21 protein-coding genes, 1 tRNA gene and 1 pseudogene are annotated in these 23,315 nt (G+C 61.7%); 14 read left to right on the top strand and 9 right to left on the bottom strand.

The window, feature by feature from the left end; translation table 11 throughout:
• Positions 1-14: 14 nt before the first annotated feature.
• From fdx to AC1D11_RS08005, 3 genes are all read left to right on the top strand, one after another.
• Positions 15-353: an ISC system 2Fe-2S type ferredoxin gene (fdx, locus tag AC1D11_RS08015; protein ID WP_477646512.1), complete on the top strand. Its 339-nt coding sequence runs from the start codon at positions 15-17 to the stop codon at positions 351-353.
• A gap of 54 nt (positions 354-407) precedes the next feature.
• Positions 408-1,115: a DNA polymerase III subunit epsilon gene (gene dnaQ, locus AC1D11_RS08010; RefSeq protein WP_477646513.1), complete on the top strand. Its 708-nt coding sequence runs from the start codon at positions 408-410 to the stop codon at positions 1,113-1,115.
• Between the two features lie 46 nt (positions 1,116-1,161).
• Positions 1,162-1,236: transfer RNA gene (locus AC1D11_RS08005), tRNA-Val, on the top strand.
• 79 nt (positions 1,237-1,315) lie between these two features.
• Here AC1D11_RS08005 and AC1D11_RS08000 read toward each other — a convergent pair.
• The 3 genes from AC1D11_RS08000 to AC1D11_RS07990 form a co-directional block, all read right to left on the bottom strand.
• A complete protein-coding gene (locus AC1D11_RS08000; RefSeq protein ID WP_477651082.1) occupies positions 1,316-2,998 on the bottom strand; it encodes a PhoH family protein in 1,683 nt (560 codons plus the stop codon).
• A gap of 178 nt (positions 2,999-3,176) precedes the next feature.
• Entirely contained in the window at positions 3,177-3,653 is a 477-nt protein-coding gene (locus tag AC1D11_RS07995) for a peroxiredoxin (protein WP_457280423.1), read from the bottom strand.
• Between the two features lie 123 nt (positions 3,654-3,776).
• Positions 3,777-4,175, bottom strand: a complete 399-nt coding sequence (locus AC1D11_RS07990; RefSeq protein ID WP_477646515.1) for an Mth938-like domain-containing protein — start codon at positions 4,173-4,175, stop codon at positions 3,777-3,779.
• 197 nt (positions 4,176-4,372) lie between these two features.
• On the opposite strand from AC1D11_RS07990, the gene AC1D11_RS07985 reads away from it, so the two are divergent.
• The 6 genes from AC1D11_RS07985 to moaD all read left to right on the top strand — a co-directional run bounded on the left by AC1D11_RS07985 (position 4,373) and on the right by moaD (position 10,675).
• The gene (locus AC1D11_RS07985; RefSeq protein WP_477646516.1) at positions 4,373-5,596 is read left to right on the top strand and encodes a pyridoxal phosphate-dependent aminotransferase; all 1,224 of its coding nucleotides are present in this window, start codon (positions 4,373-4,375) and stop codon (positions 5,594-5,596) included.
• 97 nt (positions 5,597-5,693) lie between these two features.
• Positions 5,694-7,016, top strand: coding sequence for a homoserine dehydrogenase (locus tag AC1D11_RS07980; RefSeq protein ID WP_477651096.1), 1,323 nt, complete (start codon positions 5,694-5,696; stop codon positions 7,014-7,016).
• On the top strand, positions 7,016-8,431 hold the full coding sequence (thrC, locus tag AC1D11_RS07975; protein ID WP_477646517.1) for a threonine synthase: 1,416 nt from the start codon (positions 7,016-7,018) through the stop codon (positions 8,429-8,431). Before AC1D11_RS07980 ends, thrC begins: the two co-directional genes overlap by 1 nt.
• A 95-nt stretch (positions 8,432-8,526) precedes the next feature.
• A complete protein-coding gene (mobB, locus tag AC1D11_RS07970; protein ID WP_477646518.1) occupies positions 8,527-9,075 on the top strand; it encodes a molybdopterin-guanine dinucleotide biosynthesis protein B in 549 nt (182 codons plus the stop codon).
• Positions 9,076-9,135: 60 nt separating this feature from the next.
• Positions 9,136-10,401: a molybdopterin molybdotransferase MoeA gene (locus tag AC1D11_RS07965; RefSeq protein WP_477646519.1), complete on the top strand. Its 1,266-nt coding sequence runs from the start codon at positions 9,136-9,138 to the stop codon at positions 10,399-10,401.
• 22 nt (positions 10,402-10,423) lie between these two features.
• Positions 10,424-10,675 (top strand): molybdopterin converting factor subunit 1, encoded by a 252-nt coding sequence (moaD, locus tag AC1D11_RS07960; RefSeq protein WP_477646520.1) that lies wholly within the window; start codon positions 10,424-10,426, stop codon positions 10,673-10,675.
• 33 nt (positions 10,676-10,708) lie between these two features.
• Here moaD and dapA read toward each other — a convergent pair whose 3' ends face one another.
• The gene (gene dapA, locus AC1D11_RS07955) at positions 10,709-11,611 is read right to left on the bottom strand and encodes a 4-hydroxy-tetrahydrodipicolinate synthase (protein WP_477646521.1); all 903 of its coding nucleotides are present in this window, start codon (positions 11,609-11,611) and stop codon (positions 10,709-10,711) included.
• 319 nt (positions 11,612-11,930) lie between these two features.
• Here dapA and AC1D11_RS07950 point away from each other — a divergent pair, with 319 nt between their 5' ends.
• The 5 genes and pseudogenes from AC1D11_RS07950 to AC1D11_RS07930 all read left to right on the top strand — a co-directional run bounded on the left by AC1D11_RS07950 (position 11,931) and on the right by AC1D11_RS07930 (position 17,734).
• Positions 11,931-12,503, top strand: coding sequence for a molybdenum cofactor biosynthesis protein MoaE (locus tag AC1D11_RS07950; protein WP_477646523.1), 573 nt, complete (start codon positions 11,931-11,933; stop codon positions 12,501-12,503).
• A 14-nt stretch (positions 12,504-12,517) separates the two neighbouring features.
• Positions 12,518-13,591, top strand: coding sequence for a class I SAM-dependent methyltransferase (locus tag AC1D11_RS07945; protein ID WP_477651083.1), 1,074 nt, complete (start codon positions 12,518-12,520; stop codon positions 13,589-13,591).
• Between the two features lie 67 nt (positions 13,592-13,658).
• Positions 13,659-13,778: pseudogene (locus tag AC1D11_RS07940) on the top strand (molybdenum cofactor biosynthesis protein MoaE); the annotation flags it as partial.
• Positions 13,779-13,925: 147 nt separating this feature from the next.
• Entirely contained in the window at positions 13,926-16,526 is a 2,601-nt protein-coding gene (gene clpB / locus AC1D11_RS07935; protein ID WP_477646525.1) for an ATP-dependent chaperone ClpB, read from the top strand.
• Positions 16,527-16,801: 275 nt separating this feature from the next.
• A complete protein-coding gene (locus AC1D11_RS07930) occupies positions 16,802-17,734 on the top strand; it encodes a histone deacetylase family protein (protein ID WP_477646526.1) in 933 nt (310 codons plus the stop codon).
• A 36-nt stretch (positions 17,735-17,770) separates the two neighbouring features.
• Here the strand turns inward: AC1D11_RS07930 and AC1D11_RS07925 are convergent, their stop codons facing one another.
• From AC1D11_RS07925 to AC1D11_RS07905, 5 genes are all read right to left on the bottom strand, one after another.
• Entirely contained in the window at positions 17,771-18,484 is a 714-nt protein-coding gene (locus AC1D11_RS07925; RefSeq protein ID WP_477646527.1) for a YebC/PmpR family DNA-binding transcriptional regulator, read from the bottom strand.
• Positions 18,485-18,767: 283 nt separating this feature from the next.
• Entirely contained in the window at positions 18,768-20,675 is a 1,908-nt protein-coding gene (locus tag AC1D11_RS07920; protein ID WP_477646528.1) for a PAS domain-containing hybrid sensor histidine kinase/response regulator, read from the bottom strand.
• Between the two features lie 58 nt (positions 20,676-20,733).
• Positions 20,734-21,453 carry a glutathione binding-like protein gene (locus AC1D11_RS07915; RefSeq protein ID WP_477646529.1) on the bottom strand — a complete coding sequence of 240 codons (720 nt, stop codon included), beginning with the start codon at positions 21,451-21,453 and terminating at the stop codon, positions 20,734-20,736.
• Between the two features lie 110 nt (positions 21,454-21,563).
• On the bottom strand, positions 21,564-22,070 hold the full coding sequence (locus AC1D11_RS07910) for a CreA family protein (protein ID WP_477646530.1): 507 nt from the start codon (positions 22,068-22,070) through the stop codon (positions 21,564-21,566).
• Between the two features lie 120 nt (positions 22,071-22,190).
• Complete coding sequence (locus AC1D11_RS07905) at positions 22,191-23,291, bottom strand: DNA alkylation repair protein (RefSeq protein ID WP_477646531.1); 1,101 nt, start codon at positions 23,289-23,291, stop codon at positions 22,191-22,193.
• Positions 23,292-23,315: the final 24 nt, after the last annotated feature.

Genomic DNA, 23,315 nt, shown 5'->3' with positions numbered 1-23,315 from the left:
ACAGGCCGACAACCATGCCCATCATCAAAATACTGCCTCATCCCGAATATTGCCCACAGGGCGCTGAAATCACAGCCCCAGCCGGCACCTCGATCTGCGAAGCCCTGCTCGACAACAAGATCAACATCGAACACGCCTGCGACCTCAGCTGCGCCTGCACGACCTGCCATGTCATCGTCCGTGAAGGCTTTAAATCACTGAACGAGCTCGACGAGAGCGAAGAAGATCTGCTGGACCGCGCCTGGGGCCTGGAGCCCAATTCGCGGCTGAGCTGCCAGGCGTTTCTGGCCCAGGCTGATGTGACGGTGGAGATACCCAAATACTCCATCAATCATGCAAAAGAGAATCACTGAATTTTGGGGTAGTTCAGGACGGATTTCCCCCTGTGCGGAGGCGATAATCCAGCCATGCGCCAAATCGTCCTTGATACCGAAACCACCGGTCTTTCCGCTGAAAACGGCGACCGCATCATCGAAATCGGTTGCGTCGAACTGGTGGCCCGCAAGCTCACCGGCAACAACCGGCACTTCTACCTGAACCCCGAGCGCGACAGTCACGAAGACGCGCTCAAGGTTCACGGTATCAGCAACGAGTTCCTGAAGGACAAGCCCAAGTTCGTGGCCGTGGCCGATGAACTGCTGGAGTATCTGCAGGACGCCGAGATCATCATTCACAACGCGCCTTTCGATGTGAGCTTCCTCAACAAGGAACTCGAACTCATCGGCAAGCCGCCCATCAAGCATTGCGTGGCCAAGGTCACCGACAGCCTGATGATGGCCAAGGAGCTGTTCCCGGGCAAACGCAACTCGCTGGACGCCTTGTGCGACCGGCTGGAAGTCGACAATTCGGGCCGGACCTTGCACGGCGCCTTGCTGGACGCCGAACTTCTGGCCGATGTCTACATCAATCTCACCCGTGGCCAGAATGCGCTCGTGATGGATGTGGGGGACAGCGCCCGGGAAGGTGATAGTGACGTGCCCCAGATTGATCTCAGCACCTTTGACCTGCCGTTGCTCGCTGCCAACGACCAGGAGATCGCCGATCATGAAAAGCTGCTGGCGGATATTGACAAGGCCAGCAAGGGTAAAACGGTTTGGCGTGTTTTGGCGGCCTAAACAATAAAGCTGTTCGAAACAGCATATAATCTTAGGCTGACCAATAGGGCGGTTAGCTCAGGGGTAGAGCACTGCATTCACACTGCAGGGGTCGCAAGTTCGAAACTTGCACCGCCCACCAGAATTTGAAGAACAAAAAAGGCCAAGTCTTGCGACCTGGCCTTTTTTCATTTTCTGCGCCGACAGCGCAGTTTCCAGTCTTAAAGCACTTCGCTCGCGAAATCAGCAAGCCGCGAGCGCTCACCCCGGGCCAGCGTGATGTGCCCACCGTGCGGCCAGCCTTTAAAGCGGTCGACGGCAAAGGTCATACCCGATGAGCCTTCGGTAAGGTAGGGCGTGTCAATCTGCGCCAGGTTGCCCATGCAGATGATCTTCGTGCCGGGGCCGGCCCGCGTGATCAGCGTTTTCATCTGCTTGGGCGTCAGGTTTTGCGCTTCGTCGATGATGACGTACTTGTTCAGGAAGGTGCGGCCGCGCATGAAGTTCATGCTTTTGACCTTGATGCGCGAGCGGATCAACTCGTTGGTGGCGGCGCGGCCCCATTCGCCCGAGCCGCTGTCGGTTTTGCCCAGCACCTCCAGGTTGTCGTCCAGTGCGCCCATCCAGGGGCCCATTTTTTCCTCTTCAGTGCCCGGCAGGAAGCCGATGTCTTCGCCGACCGAGACTGTGGCGCGCGTCATGATGATTTCGGTGTAGCGGCGGTCGTCCAGCACTTGAGTCAGGCCCGAAGCCAGCGCCATCAGCGTCTTGCCCGTGCCCGCCGTGCCGGCCAGGGTGACGAAGTCCACCTCCGGGTCCATCAGCAGGTTCATGGCAAAGTTCTGCTCGCGGTTTCGCGTGGTAACGCCCCAGACCGCATTTTTGAGGTGGTTGTAGTCCTTCAGGGTTTTCAGGACGGCGGTTTTCGCCCGGATTTCCGTCACACGGGCATACAGCGGCGGCTCGCCGGGAGCCTCGAAAAACACAAACTGATTGATCAGCAGGCTGCCCACGATGGGGCCTGTGATCCGGTAGAAGGTGTGGCTGCCCTGCTGCCAGCTTTCAATGGTTTTGCTCTGGCGCGTCCAGAAGTCCGCCGGCAGGGCCAGCGAGCCCGAATACAACAGGTCGCCGTCTTCCAGGGTTTTGTCGTTCTGGTAGTCGTCAGTGGCCAGGCCCAGGGCACGCGCTTTGACGCGCATGTTGATGTCCTTGGACACCAGGACCACCTCGCGTGGCGCGTACTCCTTGCGCAGGGCCTCGACCACACCCAGGATCTGGTTGTCGGCCTTGCCCTGTGGCAGGCTCATGGGCAGCGTGTAATCCAGCGGTTTGGTCTGGAAGAACAGGCAGCCGCCGGCTTCCGGGTGGCCGGTGGTGTCGAGTTTCAGGCCTTTGGCAATGTCGGCGCCCTGGGTGCCTGCCAGCGCGTCCAGCGTCCGGCTGGTCTGGCGGGCGTTGCGCGCCACCTCGGTCATGCCCTTTTTGTGGCCGTCGAGCTCTTCAAGCACGATCATGGGCAGGAAGATGTCGTGCTCCTCAAACCGGAACAGGCACATGGGGTCGTGCATCAGCACATTGGTGTCGAGCACGAACAGCTTGGTAGGGCCGGTGCGCTTGGCCTTTTTGGGCCTGGCAGCCGGCTGCGGCAGTGGAATGCTCTCTTTTTTATAGCTGCTTGCGCTCGTCCTTGAAGGGTTGGCGGGCTCTTTTCCTTGAAACGCTGACGGATGCTGGCTGCCATCCCCTGCAGCGCGGCTGTCAAACAGGTCCATCACCGGGGGTTTCTGGGCGGATTCGGCACTTTCCGTCTTGCGTGCTTTGGAAGGCGAGCGGGCGGGCGCGTCAAGCGCGTCGGGGGAGAGCAGGGCGGCACGTTTGGTCGGGGCGGGGGGCAGGGGCATAGTGCTTAAAACTCTCTAAAAAAGAAGGGTTCCAGAAGCGAAAAAGCCGCCTTGAAACCAGGGCGGCTTGTTCTTTTGGCGCAGTTGCGAAGGTCAACAGCATGAGTTCATTATGCACAACTCGCGTGACAGGGCAATCCTTTGCGATTCTTTGTTGCTAACTGGCGTCAGGGCTGTTTCAGGCAGCCTTTTTGAGTGCCTTGACGGCCTTGAGCACGTCGTCCACGTGGCCGGGCACTTTCAGGCCGCGCCACTCTTCTTTCAGCTGGCCATCGGCGCCCACCAGGAAGGTGCTGCGTTCGATGCCCTTGACCTTCTTGCCGTACATGATCTTGTTTTTGACCACGCCGAACATGTGGCACATTTTTTCTTCGGTGTCCGCGATGAGCTCGAACGGGAGTTCAAGCTTGGACTTGAACTCGTCGTGGGATTTCATGTTGTCGCGGGACACGCCGAACACGGTTGCGCCGGCCTTGACGAAGTCCTTGTAGCGGTCACGGAACTGCATGGCTTCCGTGGTGCAGCCCGGTGTGTTGTCCTTGGGATAGAAATACAGCACAACGACTTTGCCGAGGTGGGATGTGTTGGAAACCTTGATGCCGCTCGTGGCGATCGCTTCAAATTCGGGGAGTGGTTTATTGACGACGACTGCCATACTGAGTAGACCCTGACGAAAGTAGTTGTAATTAGCCGCGCCTTTTGGCAACCGGCCCGGACGCGAGTCCTGGGATGTGGTGCCAAGTGCAACCCTAGATTTTACCCTGAAAGAGAGGGCATTTCAGCCTTCTGTTCCTTCTGTTTCAATCAGCAGGGCTGCAATCACCTGCCGGCCTTCTCCCGCGAGGATGTTGTAGGTGCGGCATGCCGCCAAGGTGTCCATGGTCTCAATGCCGATGCGGCGCTCCATCAGCGTGCGCAGGAAGGCCGGAGGCGGAAAGCGCAGCCGGGAGCCGCTGCCAAAAATCACGAGTTCAGGCTGCGTCGCGGCAAGCAGGGCGAAATGCTCTGCCGTGAGTTGCTCAAAACGCGTGCAGTTCCATTCAAATTTTTCGCCCCTTGAGCCAATCACGATGCTGTGTTCGATTTTCTCCGCGATACCGTTGCTTCCCAGGCCGACCCAGCCTGGACCGTAGCCAAGGATGGACTGGACATCGAGACGGTCTGGCTGAAGTTTCATACGGGATTATTTGGGCGTTTCGATGGCGCGGAGGACGCCGATGCACGGGGTGGTTTGACGGGTTTTAGAGGCGAAAACCCCCTTTTATGTGGTCAAATTATAGATTCCGCCCGAATTTCCCGCCGCAGTGCTGACGCTTCTTCCCCGTTGCCAGCATGGTGGGGCCCGAGGCCCTGCCCACATACCGATAAAACTGCATGAAACCGATCACCAAATCTGCCAAGCTGGCCAACGTCCTTTATGACATCCGCGGCCCGATCATGGATGCCGCCAAGCAGATGGAAGAAGAAGGCCAAAAGCTCATCAAGCTCAATATCGGCAATCTGGCAGTGTTTGGTTTTGATGCGCCAGAGGAAGTCCAGCAGGACATGATCCGCAACCTGCCGGCTTCGGCCGGCTATTCGGACAGCAAGGGTATTTTTGCGGCGCGCAAGGCCGTGATGCACGAGACACAGAAGCAGGGCATCAAGGGCGTCACGCTGGACGACATTTACCTCGGTAACGGTGCGAGCGAACTGATCTCGATGGCCACCAACGCCTTGCTCGATGACGGCGACGAACTGCTGTTGCCGGCGCCCGACTACCCGCTGTGGACGGCTTCCACCAGCCTCTCGGGCGGCACGCCGGTGCATTACCTGTGCGACGAGAGCAACGGCTGGATGCCCAATCTGGACGATATCCGCGCCAGGATCACGCCAAAGACCAAGGCCATTGCGGTCATCAACCCCAATAATCCGACGGGGGCGCTGTACTCCGATGAATTGCTCAAGGGCATCGTCGCCATCGCGCGCGAGCACGGCCTGGTCATCCTCGCTGACGAGGTTTACGACAAAGTGCTGTACGACGACGTGAAGCACACGGCCATCGCCAGCCTGTCGACCGACGTGCTCACGCTGACTTTCAATTCGCTGTCCAAGAGTTACCGTTCCTGCGGTTACCGCGCCGGCTGGCTGGTGGTGTCCGGCCCCAAGAAGCAGGCGCAGGACTACATCGAAGGCCTGAACATGCTGGCCAACATGAAGCTGTGCTCCAACGTGCCCGGCCAGTGGGCCATCCAGACTGCGCTGGGCGGCTACCAGAGCATCAACGACCTGACCTGCGAAGGCGGGCGCCTGCGCCGCCAGCGCGACCTGGCCTATGAGCTGATCACCGCCATTCCGGGCGTGAGCTGCGTCAAGCCCAGCGCTGCGCTCTACATGTTTCCGCGCCTCGATCCCAAGGTCTACCCGATCAAGGACGATCGCCAGTTTTTCCTGGAGCTCCTCAAAGAGACCAAGGTCATGCTGGTGCAGGGCACGGGCTTTAACTGGCCCGAGCCGGACCACTTCCGCATCGTTTTCCTGCCGCATGAGGAAGACCTGCGCGAAGCCATTGGCCGCATTGCGAAGTTCCTCGAGAACTACCGCAACAACCGGATTTGACCCTGCATTCGGCACCATTCCTCTTCCTCGCTCTTTTGAGGGCAGGACTCCAAGATCAACGTAAAGCAAGACCTCAGCGACTATGAAACCGACGAATTTGAGCCCCATCCGCGTAGGCCTTCTGGGCATTGGCACCGTGGGCAGCGGCACCTATAACGTACTGCAGCGCAACCAGGAGGAAATCCGCCGCCGTGCAGGCCGCGGTATTGAGATCACCATGGTGGCCGACCTCGACGTGGCGCGCGCGAAGGCCGCAGTCGGCCCCGGTGTGCAGGTGGTTGACGATGCCCGCAAGGTCGTGGCCAGCCCCGACGTCGACATCGTGATCGAACTCATAGGCGGCTATGGCATCGCCAAACAGCTGGTGCTTGAAGCCATCGAAGCCGGCAAACACGTAGTCACCGCCAACAAGGCGCTGCTGGCCGTGCACGGCACCGAGATTTTTGCAGCGGCCCACCGCAAGGGCGTGATGGTCGCGTTTGAAGCGGCGGTGGCCGGCGGCATCCCCATCATCAAGGCCCTGCGCGAAGGACTCACAGCCAACAGCATCCAGTGGATCGCCGGCATCATCAACGGCACCACCAACTTCATCCTGTCCGAAATGCGCGACAAAGGCCTGGACTTCGACGTCGTGCTCAAAGAAGCGCAGCGCCTGGGCTATGCCGAAGCCGACCCCACCTTCGACATCGAAGGTGTGGACGCCGGCCACAAGGTCACGCTGATGTCGGCCATCGCCTTCGGCATCCCGGTGCAGTTCGACAAGGCCTACGTTGAGGGCATCACTGGTCTGGCCGCACAAGACATCCGCTATGCCGAGCAACTCGGCTACCGCATCAAGCTGCTGGGCATCACCAAGCGCGCCGCCAACGGCATCGAGCTGCGCGTGCACCCCAGCCTGGTGCCGGCCAAACGCCTGATTGCCAATGTCGAAGGCGCGATGAACGCGGTGGTGGTGCAGGGCGACGCCGTCGGCACCACGCTGTACTACGGCAAGGGCGCGGGCAGCGAGCCCACCGCCAGCGCCGTGATCGCCGACCTGGTCGACATCGCCCGCCTGCACACCGCAGACCCAGAACACCGCGTGCCCCACCTGGCTTTCCAGCCCGACGCGATGAGCGACCTGCCTGTGGTGCCCATGTCCGAAGTCGTCACCAGCTACTACCTGCGCCTCAAAGTCGCAGACCAGGCCGGCGTACTGGCCAAGGTCACCGGCATCCTGGCTGGCACGGGCATCAGCATCGATGCCGTGCTGCAGCGCGAAGCCGATGAAGTGGGCGGCGTGGGTTCCACGCACACCGACCTCATCATCCTCACGCACGAGTGCGTGGAAGCGAAGATGAACGAAGCCCTGGCCCAAATGCAGGCGTTGCCCACGGTGCTCGCGCCCATCACCCGCATCCGCAAGGAGGAGCTGGCCTGATGTTGTACATCTCCACGCGCGGCCACACCGACCGCAAGCGCTTTTGCGAAATCCTGCTCGAAGGCCTCGCGCCTGATGGCGGCCTCTATTTGCCCGAGCAATATCCGCAGGTGGCTGCTGCCACGCTGCAGAAGTGGCGCGGCCTGTCTTACGCTGAACTCGCGTTCGAAGTCCTCTCGCTCTACGTCGACGACATTCCAGCCGTCGACCTCAAAGCCATCTGCAACAAGACCTACACCGAAGAAGTGTTCGGCACCCAAGCCATCGTCCCGCTGAAAAAGCTTGAAGACGGCGTTTACCTCGAGGCCCTGTCCAACGGCCCCACGCTGGCCTTCAAGGACATGGCCATGCAGCTGCTGGGCAACCTGTTCGAATACGAACTGGCACGCCGCGGCGAAGAGCTCAACATCCTGGGCGCCACCAGCGGCGACACCGGCAGCGCAGCCGAATACGCCATGCGCGGCAAAAAGGGCGTGCGCGTCTTCATGACCTCGCCGAACGGCCGCATGAGCCCGTTCCAGCAAGCGCAAATGTTCAGCCTGCAGGATGAGAACATTCACAACATCGCCGTTGACGGCGTGTTCGACGACTGCCAGGACATCGTCAAGGCAGTCTCCAACGACCTGGCCTTCAAGCGCCAGTACAAGATCGGTACCGTCAACTCGATTAACTGGGCGCGGCTGATGGCACAGGTCGTGTATTACTTCGCAGGCTATTTCCAGGCCACGAGCAACAACACTGAAAAAGTTAACTTCACCGTCCCCTCAGGCAATTTCGGCAATGTCTGCGCAGGCCACGTCGCCCGCATGATGGGCCTGCCCATCGGCAAGCTGGTGGTCGCCACCAACGAAAACGACGTGCTCGACGAGTTCTTCCGCACCGGCGTGTACCGCGTGCGCAGCAGCGCCGACACGCACGAAACCTCCAGTCCTTCCATGGACATTTCCAAGGCCTCGAACTTCGAGCGCTTTGTGTTTGACCTGCTGGGCCGTGACGGCGACAAGACGAAGGCGCTGTTCCATGACCAGATCGGCAGCCAGGGCTACTTTGACCTGAGCGCTGAGGCGACGTTCAAGTCGGCCGCGCAGCGCTACGGTTTTGTGAGCGGCAAGAGCACCCATGCCGACCGGCTGGCCACCATTCGCGATACCTACAAGCGCTTCGGCACCATGATCGACACCCACACTGCCGACGGCGTGAAGGTGGCACGCGAGCAACTTCAAGCTGGCATACCCATGATCGTGCTGGAAACCGCCTTGCCGATCAAGTTTGCGGCCACCATTGAAGAAGCACTGGGCCAGTCGCCCACGCGGCCGGCAAAGTTCGAAGGCATTGAGGCCTTGCCCAAACGCGTCAAGGTGCTGCCAGCTGACGCGGCCGCGATCAAACGCTACATTGCCGACCATGTGCATTAAATCGGGCTGTAGTCCTTATCTGACGGGCGCAAGCAGCTATATTTTTAATAGCAACCTGGGCGTCTTCCGGTCTTTCTTTCTGTGAGAGCGACATCATGAACGTGGTCGGATTTGCCGGGTATTCCGGTTCGGGCAAGACGACACTGGTCGAAAAGCTGATCCCGGCACTGAAGGCCAGAGGCCTGCGCGTGTCGGTGGTCAAGCATGCGCACCACAAGTTCGACATAGACCATCCCGGCAAAGACACTTTCCGGCATCGCCAGGCCGGTGCCTTTGAAGTGGTCGTGGCCTCGCCAAACCGGCTTGCGCTCATGCGTGAATTTGAAAAGCCGTCCGAGCTCACCGTTCACCAGCTGATCGCCGAGCTGTACGGCGGCGTGGACTGGGTGCTGGTGGAGGGCTTCAAGAGCAGCGACCTCCTCAAGATCGAAGTCTGGCGTGCCCCCTCGGCTGACTATGCCGGCAAACCTCCGCTCTACCCGGACGACGACTTTATCGTCGCCGTCGCCACGGATGCCCCCGGCGAGCTGCCCCAAGCAACCTTGCGCCCGTTGCTGGATTTGGACGATGCCGACGCCGTGGCAGAGTACCTGGTCAACAATCAGGAACGCTTCGCCTATTCGTTTGAAGACCGTTTCGGTTAAACATCCGCCAAAGCAGGATTTTTCGTTCCGTTCATGTTTTTTGTTCCGGACACCCTGACCATGAGTTCTGTTTCCCCCATGCCCGCCGGCCCGGCGCCTGCACCGCAGCCCGGTCGGGCCCCCTTGAAGCCGCTGGACCAGGCGCTGGCCGAGTTACTGGACCGCGCGGCATTGCTGCCCGGCGCCGAGACGGTTTCCACCTTCGATGCCGACGGCCGGGTGCTGGCCCAGGACCTGGTGTCCAGCCTCGACGTGCCGGCACACGACAACAGTTCCATGGACGGCTACGCGGTGCGTGTTGCCGACTGGTCCGAGGGCGCCGTACTGCAGGTCAACCAGCGCATTCCGGCCGGCAGCAGCGGGCATGCGCTGGCGGCGAATTCCGCGGCGCGCATTTTCACCGGCGCGCCCATACCCCCTGGCGCCGACGCCGTGGTGATGCAGGAAGATTGCGAGGCGGGGGACTCGAGCGTGCGCATCAAGATCCAGCCCCAGCCCGGCCAGTGGATTCGCCGCCGGGGCGAAGACGTGGCTGCCGGCGCGGTGGTATTGCGCCGTGGCGAGCGCCTGACGCCGGCCGCGCTTGGTCTGGCCGCCAGCATCGGTTTCGACAAATTGCAGGTGGCGCCCCGCGTACGCGTCGCCCTGTTTTCCACGGGCGACGAACTTGTCATGCCCGGCGAGGTTGCACCCGCAGACATGAAGCCCGGTGCTATCTACAACTCCAACCGTTTCTTTTTGCGTGCGCTGCTGCTGCGCCTGGGCTGTACGGTCACCGACCTGGGCATCGTGCCCGACCGCCTGGACGCCACCATCGCCGCGCTCAAGGGCGCCAGCGAGCAGCACGACCTGATCCTCACCAGCGGTGGCGTGTCGGTGGGCGAAGAAGACCACATCAAGCCCGCCGTGCAGGCGCTGGGCGAACTGGCGCTCTGGCAGATCGCCATGAAACCGGGCAAGCCCTTCGCCTACGGCAAGATCGCAGGCTCTCACTTCATCGGCCTGCCTGGCAACCCGGTGTCCAGTTTTGTGACCTTCCTGGTGCTGGTGCGGCCTTTCCTGCTCAAGTTGCAGGGCGCTGTCGAACCTGCCGTTCGTCCCATGGCTGCGACGGCGCATTTTGACTGGCCCAAAGCCGACAAGCGCCGCGAATTCCTGCGCGTCAGGCGCAACGCGTCCGGCGGGCTGGAACTGTTCAACAACCAGAGTTCGGGTGTGCTGACCTCGGCGGTCTGGGGCGACGGCGTGATCGACAACCCGGCAGGCCAGACCATCGCGCACGGGGATGTGGTGCAGTTCATCCCGTTTTCAGCGCTGATGTCGTAGAGGCTCTTCGGCAAGGCTCCACATGAAAATCACCGTCAAATACTTTGCCTCGATCCGCGAAGCCATAGGGCAGGGCAGCGAGGCGCGCGACACCTCCGCCACCACGCTGGCCGCCCTGCGCGATGAATTGCTGGCGGCCACGCCCGCGCACGCTGCAGCGCTTGCGCGCGGAAAATCGGTGCGTATGGCGCTCAACCAGGTCATGAGCGATGAGTCGGCTGTACTCAGCGAGGGCTGCGAAGTCGCCTTCTTTCCCCCCGTCACCGGCGGTTGATCCACTCACTCGCGGCGGCTCAAACTCGGCGGCTCAAACCACCAGCGCATCCAGCTTCACAAGCCGCTCTACCAGCGCCGCAGACGCGCGCGTCATCGGGCTGCGCAACTCGTCACGCAGCAAACTCTGCCGCGCCAGCAATGCCTTGAGCGGTCCCGGATTGGGTTCTGCAAACAGGGCTTCAATCAGCGGCGGCAGCGGTTTCCACAAAGCCTCGGCCCCGGCCACGTCACCCGCTCGAAGGCGCTGAACAATTTCCGCAAATCGCGACGTATGCAAATGCGCCGCTGCCGCGATAGCGCCCCGGCCGCCTGCTGACACAGTCGTGAAGATGTTCGCATCCTCACCGGCCAGCACCTGCAACTGCCTATCGGCGATCAGTGCCCGCGTTTTTGCAGTGTCACCCCCACAATCCTTGACGGCCTGTATGCGCGGGTGCGCCGCCAGCGCCCGGATGGTCTCAAGCGCCATCTGGCTGCCTGTGCGGTAGGGGATGTCGTAAAGAACCACCGGCACCGCGCTGGCATCGGCCAGGGTGGTAAACCATTCGATCAGTCCGTCTTGTGACGGCCGGATATAGCTGGGCGCCGGCAGCAAGATGCCCGCGAGGTTCAGTTGGCTCAAAGCACGAACGCGCGCCACTGTTTTGCCCAGGTGATAGCCCGACAAGCCCATGATCACCGGCAGGTCAGGGGCTTCGGCCATCACGCTTTGCAGCACCTCGAGTTGTTCTTCATCGCTCAGCGCAGCAGCTTCACCGGTAGAGCCGCAAACCACCAGCCCGGCGATGCCGCAGGCCTGGTAGTGCGCTACCAGGCGCTTCAAGGCCCCGTAGTCGACCTTGTCCTGGTCAAACGGGGTAACGAGCGGGATCCAGAGTCCCGAAAAATCCTGAATTGGCAGATTGGCCTGATCGGCACTGAGCACTGTTTGCATGAATACACATCCCAAAAAACTGACCGGCTAAAAAGGCCGTCATCAGAACAAGAGAAGGTGTCCGCAAAAGACTCTGGAAAAGTAACCGGCGGTTCCATCGCTCATTCGACGACGGAACCGCAGCCCCGGTCAAATGAGCAACGGTTTTTTCGATTTGCTGGCGCACGCTTCAAAACCACGGGCGCTGTCGGGCGTCCGGGTGGCAAGGAAGTGAATGTGGCCAGTCATGCGCCCAATATTACTTGACGAGGCGGGTTCTGGCCCGGTTTCGACGTCGAATAGGCGCCGGCCGGTTTGGCCGAGTGGCAAAATTGCCACTATGGCCCAGTCTTCCCCCCGCGTCCTGATCACCACCGACGACTTCAACCTCGCCGATGAAGTTGCCGCGCTGCGCGCAAACGACAAGCGCGTCGGCGCCGTCTGCACGTTCACCGGCACCGTGCGGGACCGCAATATGGCCCCCACGCTCGGCACTGGCGTGTCCTCGCTGCCCCCCGAGGGGGCTGAACTTGCTCGGGGCGGCCCTTCGCTGCGTTCGTCGGCCGACGCGGGAGAAGTACTTTCCATGGAACTCGAGCATTACCCCGGCATGACCGAAAAAGCCATCGAGGCCATGATCGATGAGGCGATGTCGCGTTTTGATATTTTTGGCGCCCGCGTCATCCACCGTGTCGGGCTGCTGCAGCCGCTGGACCAGGTGGTGATGGTGGCCATAGTGTCAGCCCATCGCGGCGAAAGCTTCAAGGCCTGCGAATTCCTGATGGACTACCTGAAAACCCAGGCGCCGTTCTGGAAGAAGGAAGAAACGCCGGAAGGCGCCCGCTGGGTGGATGCCCGGATTCGCGACGATGAGGCCCTGGCACGTTGGGGGATAGACTCCCCCAATGCCTGATTTTGGAAAGCACCATGCTCATATTCAATCTATTCAAAAGCCTGTTCAAGACCAGGGCACGCAGGGACCAGGAAGACTTGCAGTTAGCCCAGGCGCTGTTTCAGCGCTCAGAGCTTGATATCGCCCGCGAAGTACTGGACGCGCTGATCCAGAGGGCTCCGGCTCACGCGGATGCCCTGTTGCTCAGGGGCGTTGTGAAGCGCCTGTCCAATGATCCGGAGGGGGCGATTGCCGATCTCGAACAATCGTTGCCTCGGGCGGCCGGGGCTGAACGGGCAACCTGCCACTTCGAACTCGCGCAGTGCTGGCACGCGATGGGGGACGGTTCGAAGGCATTAACGCATTGTGAGAAAGCGCGCGAGCTGGATCCCGCTTCAGTACCGATCTTTTTCCTGCTGAGCCAGCTGCGCTTGCCGGGTGACTACTATTTCGACGTGTTGACCCGCATTGTTGAACATGTGAAGCCCCGCACCTATGTGGAGATTGGTGTATTCGAGGGGGCTTCGCTGAAACTGGCCCAGTCGGCAGAGGCCGTGGTTGGCGTAGACCCGGACCCCAAGATCACATGGCCGCTTGAGCCCAACATGAAAGTGTTCAAGATGACCAGCGATGACTTTTTTGCCAGCCATGATCTGGGAGTTGAGCTGGGCCGACGGCCTGTGGACTTGGCGTTTATCGATGGAATGCACCAGTTTGAATTCGCCATGCGGGACTTCGCCCACCTTGAACGGTTTTGCCGGCCGGACTCTGTCATTCTGGTCCATGACTGTTACCCGGTGGATGCCGAATCGGCAGGGCGGGAACCCCGCTCCAGCCGCTGGAGCGGAGATGTTTGGCGTCTAATCGTGTTGTTGAAAAAGTACAGGCCCGATCTGCGAATTCACACGATTGCCAGCGCGCCCACGGGGCTGGCCGTGATCCAGAATCTGGACCCCGCGTCCACCTATCTGCTGGACAACCAGGACAGCCTGTACAAGGAATTCGTCGCCCTGGACTACGCCTTCCTGCACGACGACAAGGCCGACAAGCTCAACCTGTTTTCCAATCACCGGCCTTCGATCCAGGAGATGATCGGTCAACGGCGCTGATAAGCGCATGCGTGTCCGCGGGGCCTGAATTCAGTGCTGGCATCAGGGAAAGCGGCAGGCGGCGGGGCAAACCCAGACGCCTTTCTGGAAGAAAGAAGAAGCACCGGAAGGTGCCCGCTGGGTGGACGCCCGTGTCAGTGACGACGCCGCCCTGGCGAAATGTGGCATCAGCGCCGGCAACGCCTGAACCGGGCGCGGACTTGACGCACATCAAACGCGGCCCAATGGCTTGCCGCGCTTGCGGCTGAATGACTTGAAAAGGCGCGCAAAAGCCCCAAACTTGGCAATAACCGCTCCTTCGTGAGCCCCTGAGCCCTTTGCGGAGTCAAATTCAATGCGACAAGACAAACTAACCACCAAATTCCAGGAAGCCCTCAGCGACGCGCAGTCCCTCGCGCTGGGCAACGACAACGGCTATATCGAGCCGGTTCACCTGCTGGCCGCCATGCTGCGCCAGGAAGACGGCCCGCGCGCCCTGCTGGAAAAAGCCGGCGTCAACATAGGCGGCCTTACGCAGGCAGCTGATGCTGCTGTCAAAAAGTTGCCACAGGTGCAAGGCCAGGACCAGATCCAGGTCGGTTCCGACCTCGCCAAACTGCTGCAGGCCACCGAAAAAGAAGCCATCAAGCGCAACGACCAGTTCATTGCCGGTGAACTCTTTCTGCTGGCTGTGGCCGACAGCAAGAGCGACGTGGGCCGGCTGGCCAAAGAAAACGGCCTGACCCGCAAGGCGCTGGAAGCGGCGATCGACGCCGTGCGCGGCGGGCAGGGCGTGAACAGCGCCGACGCCGAAGGCCAGCGCGAAGCCCTCAAGAAATACTGCATGGACCTGACCGAGCGCGCCCGCCTGGGCAAGCTCGACCCGGTGATCGGCCGCGACGATGAAATCCGCCGCGCGATCCAGGTGCTGCAGCGCCGCACTAAAAACAACCCGGTGCTGATCGGCGAGCCCGGCGTCGGCAAGACCGCCATCGTCGAGGGCCTGGCCCAGCGCATCGTTGCGGGTGAGGTGCCCGACTCCCTCAAGGGCAAGCGCGTGCTGAGCCTGGACATGGCCGCCCTGCTGGCCGGCGCCAAGTTCCGCGGTGAGTTTGAAGAGCGCCTGAAGACCGTGCTGAACGAGCTGGCCAAGGACGAAGGCCAGACCATCGTCTTCATCGACGAGCTGCACACCATGGTGGGCGCCGGCAAGGCAGAAGGCGCCATGGACGCGGGCAATATGCTCAAACCCGCGCTGGCACGCGGCGAATTGCATTGCGTCGGCGCCACCACGCTCGACGAATACCGCAAGTACATCGAAAAAGACGCCGCACTGGAGCGCCGTTTCCAGAAGATTCTGGTGGGCGAGCCGAGCGTGGAGGCGACGATTGCCATCCTGCGTGGCCTGCAAGAGAAATACGAAGAGCACCACGGCGTGCAGATCACCGACCCGGCCATCGTGGCCGCGGCCGAGCTGAGCCATCGCTACATCACCGACCGTTTCCTGCCCGACAAGGCCATCGACCTGATCGATGAAGCCGCGGCCAAGATCAAGATCGAGATGGACTCCAAGCCCGAGGTCATGGACAAACTCGACCGCCGCCTGATCCAGCTACAGATCGAGCGCGAAGCCGTGCGCCGCGAAAAAGACGAGTCTTCGAAAAAGCGCTTCGACCTGATTGAAGAGGAGATCGCCAAGCTGCAAAAAGAGATCTCCGACCTCGATGAAATCTGGCAGGCCGAAAAAGCCCAGGCCCTCGGCTCCAAGGACGTGATGGAAGAAATCGGCCGCATCCGCTTCCAGATCGAGGAATTCACCCGCAAGGGCGACTTCAACAAAGTCGCCGAGCTGCAATACGGCCAGTTGCCGGCGCTTGAAAAACGCCTGAAAGAAGCGCAGGCTAGCGAAGCCAGCAAGGGCAAATCCAACGCCCCCACGTTGCTGCGCACCCAGGTCGGCGCTGAAGAGATCGCCGAAGTCGTGGCGCGCGCCACCGGCATTCCCGTCAGCAAGCTGATGCAGGGCGAGCGCGACAAGCTGTTGCTCATGGAAGGCAAGCTGCACGAGCGCGTGGTCGGCCAGGATGAAGCGATCGGCGCCGTGGCCAATGCCATCCGCCGTTCACGCTCGGGCCTTTCCGACCCGAACCGGCCCACCGGGTCTTTCCTGTTCCTGGGCCCTACGGGTGTCGGAAAGACCGAGCTGTGCAAGGCGCTGGCGGGTTTCCTGTTTGACAGCGAAGACCACCTGGTCCGCATCGACATGAGCGAGTTCATGGAAAAGCATTCCGTCGCTCGCCTGATTGGCGCGCCTCCCGGCTATGTGGGCTACGAGGAAGGCGGCTACCTGACCGAAGCCGTGCGCCGCAAGCCCTACAGCGTGCTGCTGCTCGATGAGGTGGAAAAAGCCCACCCCGATGTCTTCAATGTGCTGCTGCAGGTGCTGGACGATGGCCGCCTGACCGACGGCCAGGGCCGCACCGTGGACTTCAAGAACACCGTGATCGTGATGACCAGCAACATCGGCTCGCCCATCATCCAGTCCATGGTGGGCCGGCCGTATGAGGATGTGAAGGAGGCGGTGGAGGGCGAGCTGAAGAACTACTTCCGGCCCGAGTTCCTGAACCGTATCGACGAGACCGTGGTGTTCCATTCGCTCGACGCGAAAAACATCGAGTCCATCGCCCGCATCCAGCTGCGTACGCTGATAGCGCGCCTGCAGAAGATGGACCTCAACATGGAGGTGTCGGAAGCGGCGATTGCCGAGCTCGCCAAGGTTGGTTTCGACCCGGTGTTTGGCGCGCGTCCGCTCAAGCGTGCGATCCAGCAGCGCATTGAAAACCCGCTGTCGAAGTTGCTGCTTGAGGGCAAGTTCCCGCCCAAGAGCACCATCCCGGTCGATGTGGACCCGATCCAGAATCCGGGGGTGTTCAGCTTCGAAGCGGCGGCCGGGTGAGACCGGGCTGAGCGGCGCCTGCAGCTTGCTATCGGATTGATAGCTGCTCGCGCTCGCCAGCCGGGGGCTTACAGCCATTTTGATGTGAAAAATACGAAAACCCGTTCCTGCGCATGCAGGCAACGGGTTTTTTCTTGCTCGCCGTCTGAGGCGGCTGGCAGAGCCGCTTGCGGCCATGATCCGTTAAAGTCATTCACGAGACCCTACAAAAACCCGCAGCGATGAAAGCCATCGACTGCATGGCGGCGCTGGCGCTGCAAAGGAGACAAACACCCATGAGCACCCTGATCTACACCCACGAAGCCTGTTTCGACCATCGTCCCGGCCCGCACCACCCGGAGTCGCCCGAGCGCCTCGAAGCCGTGCTGCACGCACTGAAGACACCGGAGTTTGCGAAGGCGGTCTGGCGCGATGCGCCGCTGGGCTCGTTCGATCAGGTGCTCCACGTGCACACACCCGGCTATGTCGAGCAGGTGCAGGCGGTGTCGCCGGCCGAGGGCTACCGCGCACTGGATGCCGGTGACACCATCTTGTCGCCGGGATCGCTCGAGGCGGTGATGCGTTGTGTGGGCGCGGCCTGTGCCGGCGTGGACGATGTGGTGACAAGGGAGGCGAGCAACGTTTTTTGTGCTACCCGCCCCTGCGGACATCATGCCGAGGCAGACCAGGCCATGGGTTTTTGCGTGTTCAACCAGGCGGCCATTGCAGCGCTGCATGCGCGCGAGCGGCACGGCATCCAGCGTGTTGCGGTGGTGGACTTCGACGTGCACCACGGCAACGGCACGCAGAACTCGTTCTACGACGACCCGGACCTGTTCTACGGTTCCTGCCACCAATCGCAGTTTTACCCCGGCACCGGCGCGCGCCATGAAACCGGCGTGGCCGGAAACATCGTGAATGTGCCGTTTCCGCGGGGCACCGGGTCAGCCGCCTTCCGCGCCGCGATGACCGATCAGTTGTTGCCGGCCCTGCGCAAGTTCGCACCCGGGCTGCTGATCATCTCCGCGGGCTTCGACGCCCATCATCTGGACCCGCTGGGCGGCCTGCAGTTCACGGACGACGATTACCACTGGATCACCCGGGAGTTGATGAAGGTGGCCGATGAAACCGCCCAGGGCCGCGTGGTTTCCGTCCTCGAGGGAGGCTACAGCATGGAAGGCCTGGCCAGCGGCACGGCGGCGCACGTACGCGCGCTGATGGGCAACTGATCAGGGGCGCGCCCGCGGAACGCAAACAACCAGGCCCTAGCTGCCCAGGCCCGCGTAAATGGTCTGCACATCGTCATTGGCATCGATGGCGGCCAGGAAGGCTTCGACTTCCTCGAGTTCGGCGGCGCTGAGGCTTGCCGGATCGACCGGGTTTTTCGGCTTGTAGCCCAGCTTGGCCGACAGCACGCTGAAACCCTGGGCCGGCAATGCGCGGCTCACCAGGTCCAGGTCGACTGCGTCGGTCAGGAACAGGGTGGTACCTTCTTCTTCGCCCGGCTCAAAGTCCTGGGCGCCTGCTTCAATGGCGGCCAGCTCGGGGTCGGCGCCTGCTGCTGCAGGTTCGGCTTCAATCATGCCCACGTGGTCAAAATCCCAGGACACCGAGCCGGAGGTGCCGAGCTGCCCCTTGCGAAACAGCACGCGCACTTCGGAGGCGGTGCGGTTCAGGTTGTCGGTCAGGCATTCGACCATGACGGGCACGCGGTGTGGGGCAAAACCTTCGTAGATCACGTGTTCAAAATGAACCGCATCGCCCGTGAGGCCGGCGCCTTTTTTGATGGCGCGCTCCAGCGTGTCCTTGGGCATGGAGACCTTGCGGGCCTGCTCCACCACCAGCCGCAGGCGGGCGTTCAATGACGGGTCGGCACCGCTGCGCGCGGCCACCATGATTTCCTTGGCCAGTTTTCCAAATACCTTGCCCTTGGCATTTGCGGCCAGTTCCTTGCCTTTTGCTTTCCACTGCGCGCCCATGTTTGATCTTCCTTGGTGTGCCGCAGCGCTTCATGCGCCCGGCTTGATGCTTATTGATGTGAGGTAAGCGGCCACGCGCGGGATGGGGAAAAACGCGGGACCGGGGGCTCTGGTTATACACCCATGGCCAAGGCGGCCTGCTGGCGGGCCTTGCGGGCAGGCCGGCCATATCGGTGCTTTGGCGTTTGCTACCTATTTGATAGCTGGTTGCGCCCGGTGTTATTGGTTTACAGGCCCTTTTATATATGAAAAGAGGGTGAAAACACCGTCCCCGCCGCCAATATCAGACTGTCACGCCCGCAGTTTGCAGAAATGCCTGCAACGCGGCAAAGTCCAGCGGCTTGGTGAGGTGCTCATCGAACCCGGCGGCCAGCGCGCGGCTTTTGTCTTCGTCCGTGCCGAAGCCGGTGAGGGCCGCGACGGTCACCTGCTCGCCGCCGTGCAGGGCACGCAGGGCCGCCAGTACCTCGTAGCCGTTCATTCCCGGCATGCCCAGGTCCAGCAAGATGGCTTGCGGCGTCTGCTGGCGAAAAAGCTCCAGCGCGGCGGGGCCGTCGTAGGCCACTTTCACCTGGCAGTCCATCAGCCTGAGAATCTCCGCCAGGCTGTTGGCGGCATCGCGGTTGTCGTCCACCACCAGGATGGCCGCGCCGGGGCCGTTGCCGTCCACACCATCGGGATCGTGCGTGCTTATTTGTGCATTGGGCAGGAAAAAAGTGAAGGTGCTGCCGCGGCCGGGGCCCTCGCTTTCAGCATGCAGTGCGCCGCCGTGCATTTCCACCAGGGAACGTGCCAGCGTGAGCCCGATGCCCAACCCGCTTTCCCGCGCGGCGGTCTGCGCGTCTCCTTGCGAGAACAGCTCGAAGATCTGGCTGAGCGCCTCGGACGAGAGGCCCAGTCCGTTGTCCTTGACCGAGGTGTACAGCTGCGTGCCTTCCTGCCAGACCTTCAGCTCAATCAGGCCCGCTTCGGGGGTGTACTTGGCCGCATTGATCAGCAGGTTTTGCAGGACCTGCGCCAGCCGCGTGGCGTCACCCTGAACCAGCAGCGTGGCGGCGGGGATTTCTGACACCAGGCGGTGGCGCCGCGCGTCAAACAGGGGACGCACGGCCTCAATGGAGCGGGCCACCACCTGGTTGTAGGAAACCTGCTCCGCCTTGAAGCGGATCTTGCCGGTGGTCAGCCGCCCGACATCGAGCAGGTCGTCGACCAGTCGCGTCATGTGCGTGAGCTGCCGGTCGATCATGTCGCGGCTGCTTCGGACCAGCGGGCTGGGAGAGGGCTCCAGTTGCAGGATGGTGATGGCGTTGCGGATGGGGGCCAGCGGGTTGCGCAGCTCGTGCGCCAGCATGGCCAGGAACTCGCTCATGCGTTTGCTGGATTTTTCCAGCTCGTACAGGCGCCGCCTTTCGGTCATGTCGCGTGTGACTTTGACAAAGCCGCGCAGTTGCCGGCCCGTGTCATACACCGGGGCGATCACCACATTGGCCCAGAACACCGAGCCGTCCCGGCGAACGCGCCAGCCTTCTTCTTCAGCGCGGCCGTGCTCCAGGGCCGCCTTCAGCTCGGCTTGGGGTTTGCCGGCCTCCATGTCTTCAGGGCGGTAAAACAGGCTGAAATGTTTGCCGATGACTTCGCTCGGGCTGTAGCCCTTGATGAGCTGCGCGCCGCTGTTCCAGCTCTCGATCACGCCGTCGGGGCTCAGCATGAAGATCGCGTAGTCCCGCACCCCTTCGATCATGAACCTGAAGCGTTCCTCGCTCTCGCGCAGCGCTTCCTCGTGAGCCCGGCGTTCCGTGAGGTCGCGTGTGACCTTGCCGAAGCCGGCGAGTTTTCCGTTCTCGTCCCTGAGCGCGGTAATGACGACATTGGCCCAGAAACGGCTGCCGTCCTTGCGGATGCGCCAGCCTTCTTCCTCGAAGCGCCCATCTCTTTCCGCGCGGCGCAACTCCTCGGCGGGCCATCCGGCGGCGACGGCCTCAGGGGGGTAAAAGGTGGAGAAATTGCGGCCGATGATCTCGTCGGCGCGGTACTGTTTGATGCGCTGGGCGCCGATATTCCAGGACATCACGTTGCCCGCGGTGTCGAGCATGAAGATGCCGTAGTCCTGCACCGCATCCACCAGCAGGCGAAAGCGGTCCGTCGTAATCTGTTCCTGGATAGGGGCTGGATTGGCGGACATGTCTCTCATGATAGCCATTCTGGCGATCCGCGACCATGCAGGACCAACCCCTTCTTTGCGGTCGGCGTTAGCCGCGTGCAGGTATGCCCAAACCCTTGACGACGGCAGGGCGGGCCACAAACGCGTCGAGCACGCGCGTCACGTTAGGAAATTTCTGGATTTCCACCAGCTCACCGGCGCCATAAAACCCGACCAGGTTGCGCACCCAGCCGAAGGTGGCAATGTCGGCAATGGTGTAGTCGTCGCCCATGATCCAGCTGCGGCCTTCGAGCCGCTGGTTCAGCACACCAAGCAGGCGGCTGGATTCGGCGACATAGCGGTCGCGCGGGCGCTTGTCTTCATAGTCCTTGCCGGCAAACTTGTGGAAAAAGCCGAGCTGGCCAAACATCGGGCCGATGCCGCCCATCTGGAACATCAGCCACTGGATGGTTTCGTAGCGGGCTGCTGCGTCCGCCGGCAGGAATTTCCCGGTTTTTTCGGCAAGGTAGATCAGGATGGCGCCGGACTCGAACAAACCGAGTGGTTTGCCGCCGGGCCCATTGGGGTCAAGGATGGCCGGGATCTTGTTGTTCGGGTTCAGCGACACAAAGGCCGGCGACATCTGGTCGTTGCTGCCAAAGTCAACGAGGTGCGGCTCGTAGGGCAGGCCGCACTCTTCCAGCATGATCGATACCTTGACGCCGTTGGGCGTGGGCAGCGAATACAGCTGGATGCGGTCAGGGTGCTGGGCGGGCCATTTCCGGGTGATGGGGAAATCCGCAAGGGAAGTGTTTGTGGGTTGGGTCATGGGTCGAAATTCTGTTGTCAAAAGCGAAAACGCCGACGGCGCAGCCCGCTAGTCCCGCCGGCCAGCGGGGGTATTCAGGCCCGCCAGCCGTGAAGACCGTGGCCGGGGCTTTACTTCACCGGAATCACCGTGCCCGCCGGCACCGGAACCGCTGTCACGCTGTTCTGCGGCGAACCTTCGATCACGCGGTCGGAATAGGTGAGGTAGACGAGGGTGTTGCGTTTGGTGTCCACCATGCGCACCACACGCAGCTTTTTGAAGACCAGCGAAATGCGTTCGCTGAACATTTCTTCCTGCTTCTCGATGGGTTTGCCTGCCGGGAAACTGATCACGCTGGTCTGCCTGCAGGCTATCGAGGCTTCGGCCTTGTCTTCGGCCACGCCGAATGCGCCCTTGATACCGCCCGTCTTGGCGCGCGAGACATAACAGGTGACGCCGCTTACCTTGGGGTCGTCATAGGCTTCCACCACGATCTTGTGGTCCGGCCCGATGAATTTGAAGACCGTGTCGACCGCGCCGATCTCTTCACCGCCGGCGCCTCCGCAGGCTGACAGAAGCAGCACCAGGCTGAGGGCGCAATAGGCGGGGCTGAATCGTTGCTGGGTGAATGGGCGCATGAACATGTCCTTGGTGCTTGGTATGGGAATCGGAAGGGCGGCGGTGGGCGTCAGGGTAGTATATCGGAGTGCTATATATTTGATAGCTGCTTGCGCTCGTCCTTATTGGGCTGCAGCCATTCAGGCCTTCACCAGGTCAAAATGCCCGCTCGCAAGGCATTCCCCATTGACCATGATGTCCACCGCATGCCGCCCGGCATGGTGCACACGGGTGGTGAAGTCGCGCACGACCTGGCTGCGTGACAGCTGCACGCTTTCGCCAGCGGCCAGCGTCAGCTCCTTGAGTTTGAATACCTTGGCCGAGCTGCTGCCCGATTTCTTGACGTAGTGCACCGCGTAGTCCACCACCAGCCGCTGGCTTTGGCGCGAGGTGGATTGCAGTGTGAACGACAGTGCCATCCGCTCGCCCAGGGTGAGTTTCTTGGGGGTGATGGACAAACCGGTGATGCCGACGTTCGCCTTTTTACCGGCGCCGATCACACCCAGCGCCCGCCTGTCGCCCTGCTTGATCAGTGTGCGCAGCGCGTGCCGGGCAATCCACGCGGTGTGCGGGTTGTCCAGCGGCCAGCTCTTCAGGCGCCCCAGCACCCAGTCGGGGTGCAGCTTGGTGACGTCGTTGAGGTGGTTGGCCACCGATTTACGAACGTAGAGGCTGCTGTCGGCCTTGAGCGCGTCCAGGATGGGTGCGGCAAGTTCGGGGTCGGCCATCAGCGCATCCAGCCTGAAAGACCAGGGCAGGCGAGGGCGGCTGCCTTCGCTGGCCAGGCGCCGCACGTGCTCGCTCTCGTCTCTGGCCCAGGCCTTCATCACGGCCAGCGTGCGCGCAGGGTCCTGGCGGATGAATTCTCGGATGGCGTATTCCGAAGAGCCAAAAGCGGTGAAAAATTTCAGCGCCTCCATCGACGTGTCGAAATCATCGCGCCCATACAGGCCCACATAGTCCGGCAGTACCAGGGTGACAAAGCCGCTGTTGATGCGCGGGGCCAGCTTGCGCAGGATGGTGACGGTTTTCCTGTAGTCGTCGGGCAGCGTGGCGTGCAGGCACTCGCTGGTGCGGCGCAGGCGCTGCATCAGCGAGAGCTCGTCCAGGCCAGGGAGCGCGAGTGCAAGAAATTTTTTACCGTCAAAACGCGGGTAGACAGCGGTGGTTTCTGCCGCGATGTGGCGATAGCGCACCTTGTCAAAGATGTTTTTCAGGGCCGGCGCGGCTTCGGTGGACATGGCGCGAATTCTCCCACGGTGCTT

The organism is Polaromonas sp. P1_E11, from assembly GCF_056405995.1.
Note: the sequence above shows the minus strand (reverse complement) of the source record. Positions and strands in the feature narration are given on the sequence as shown.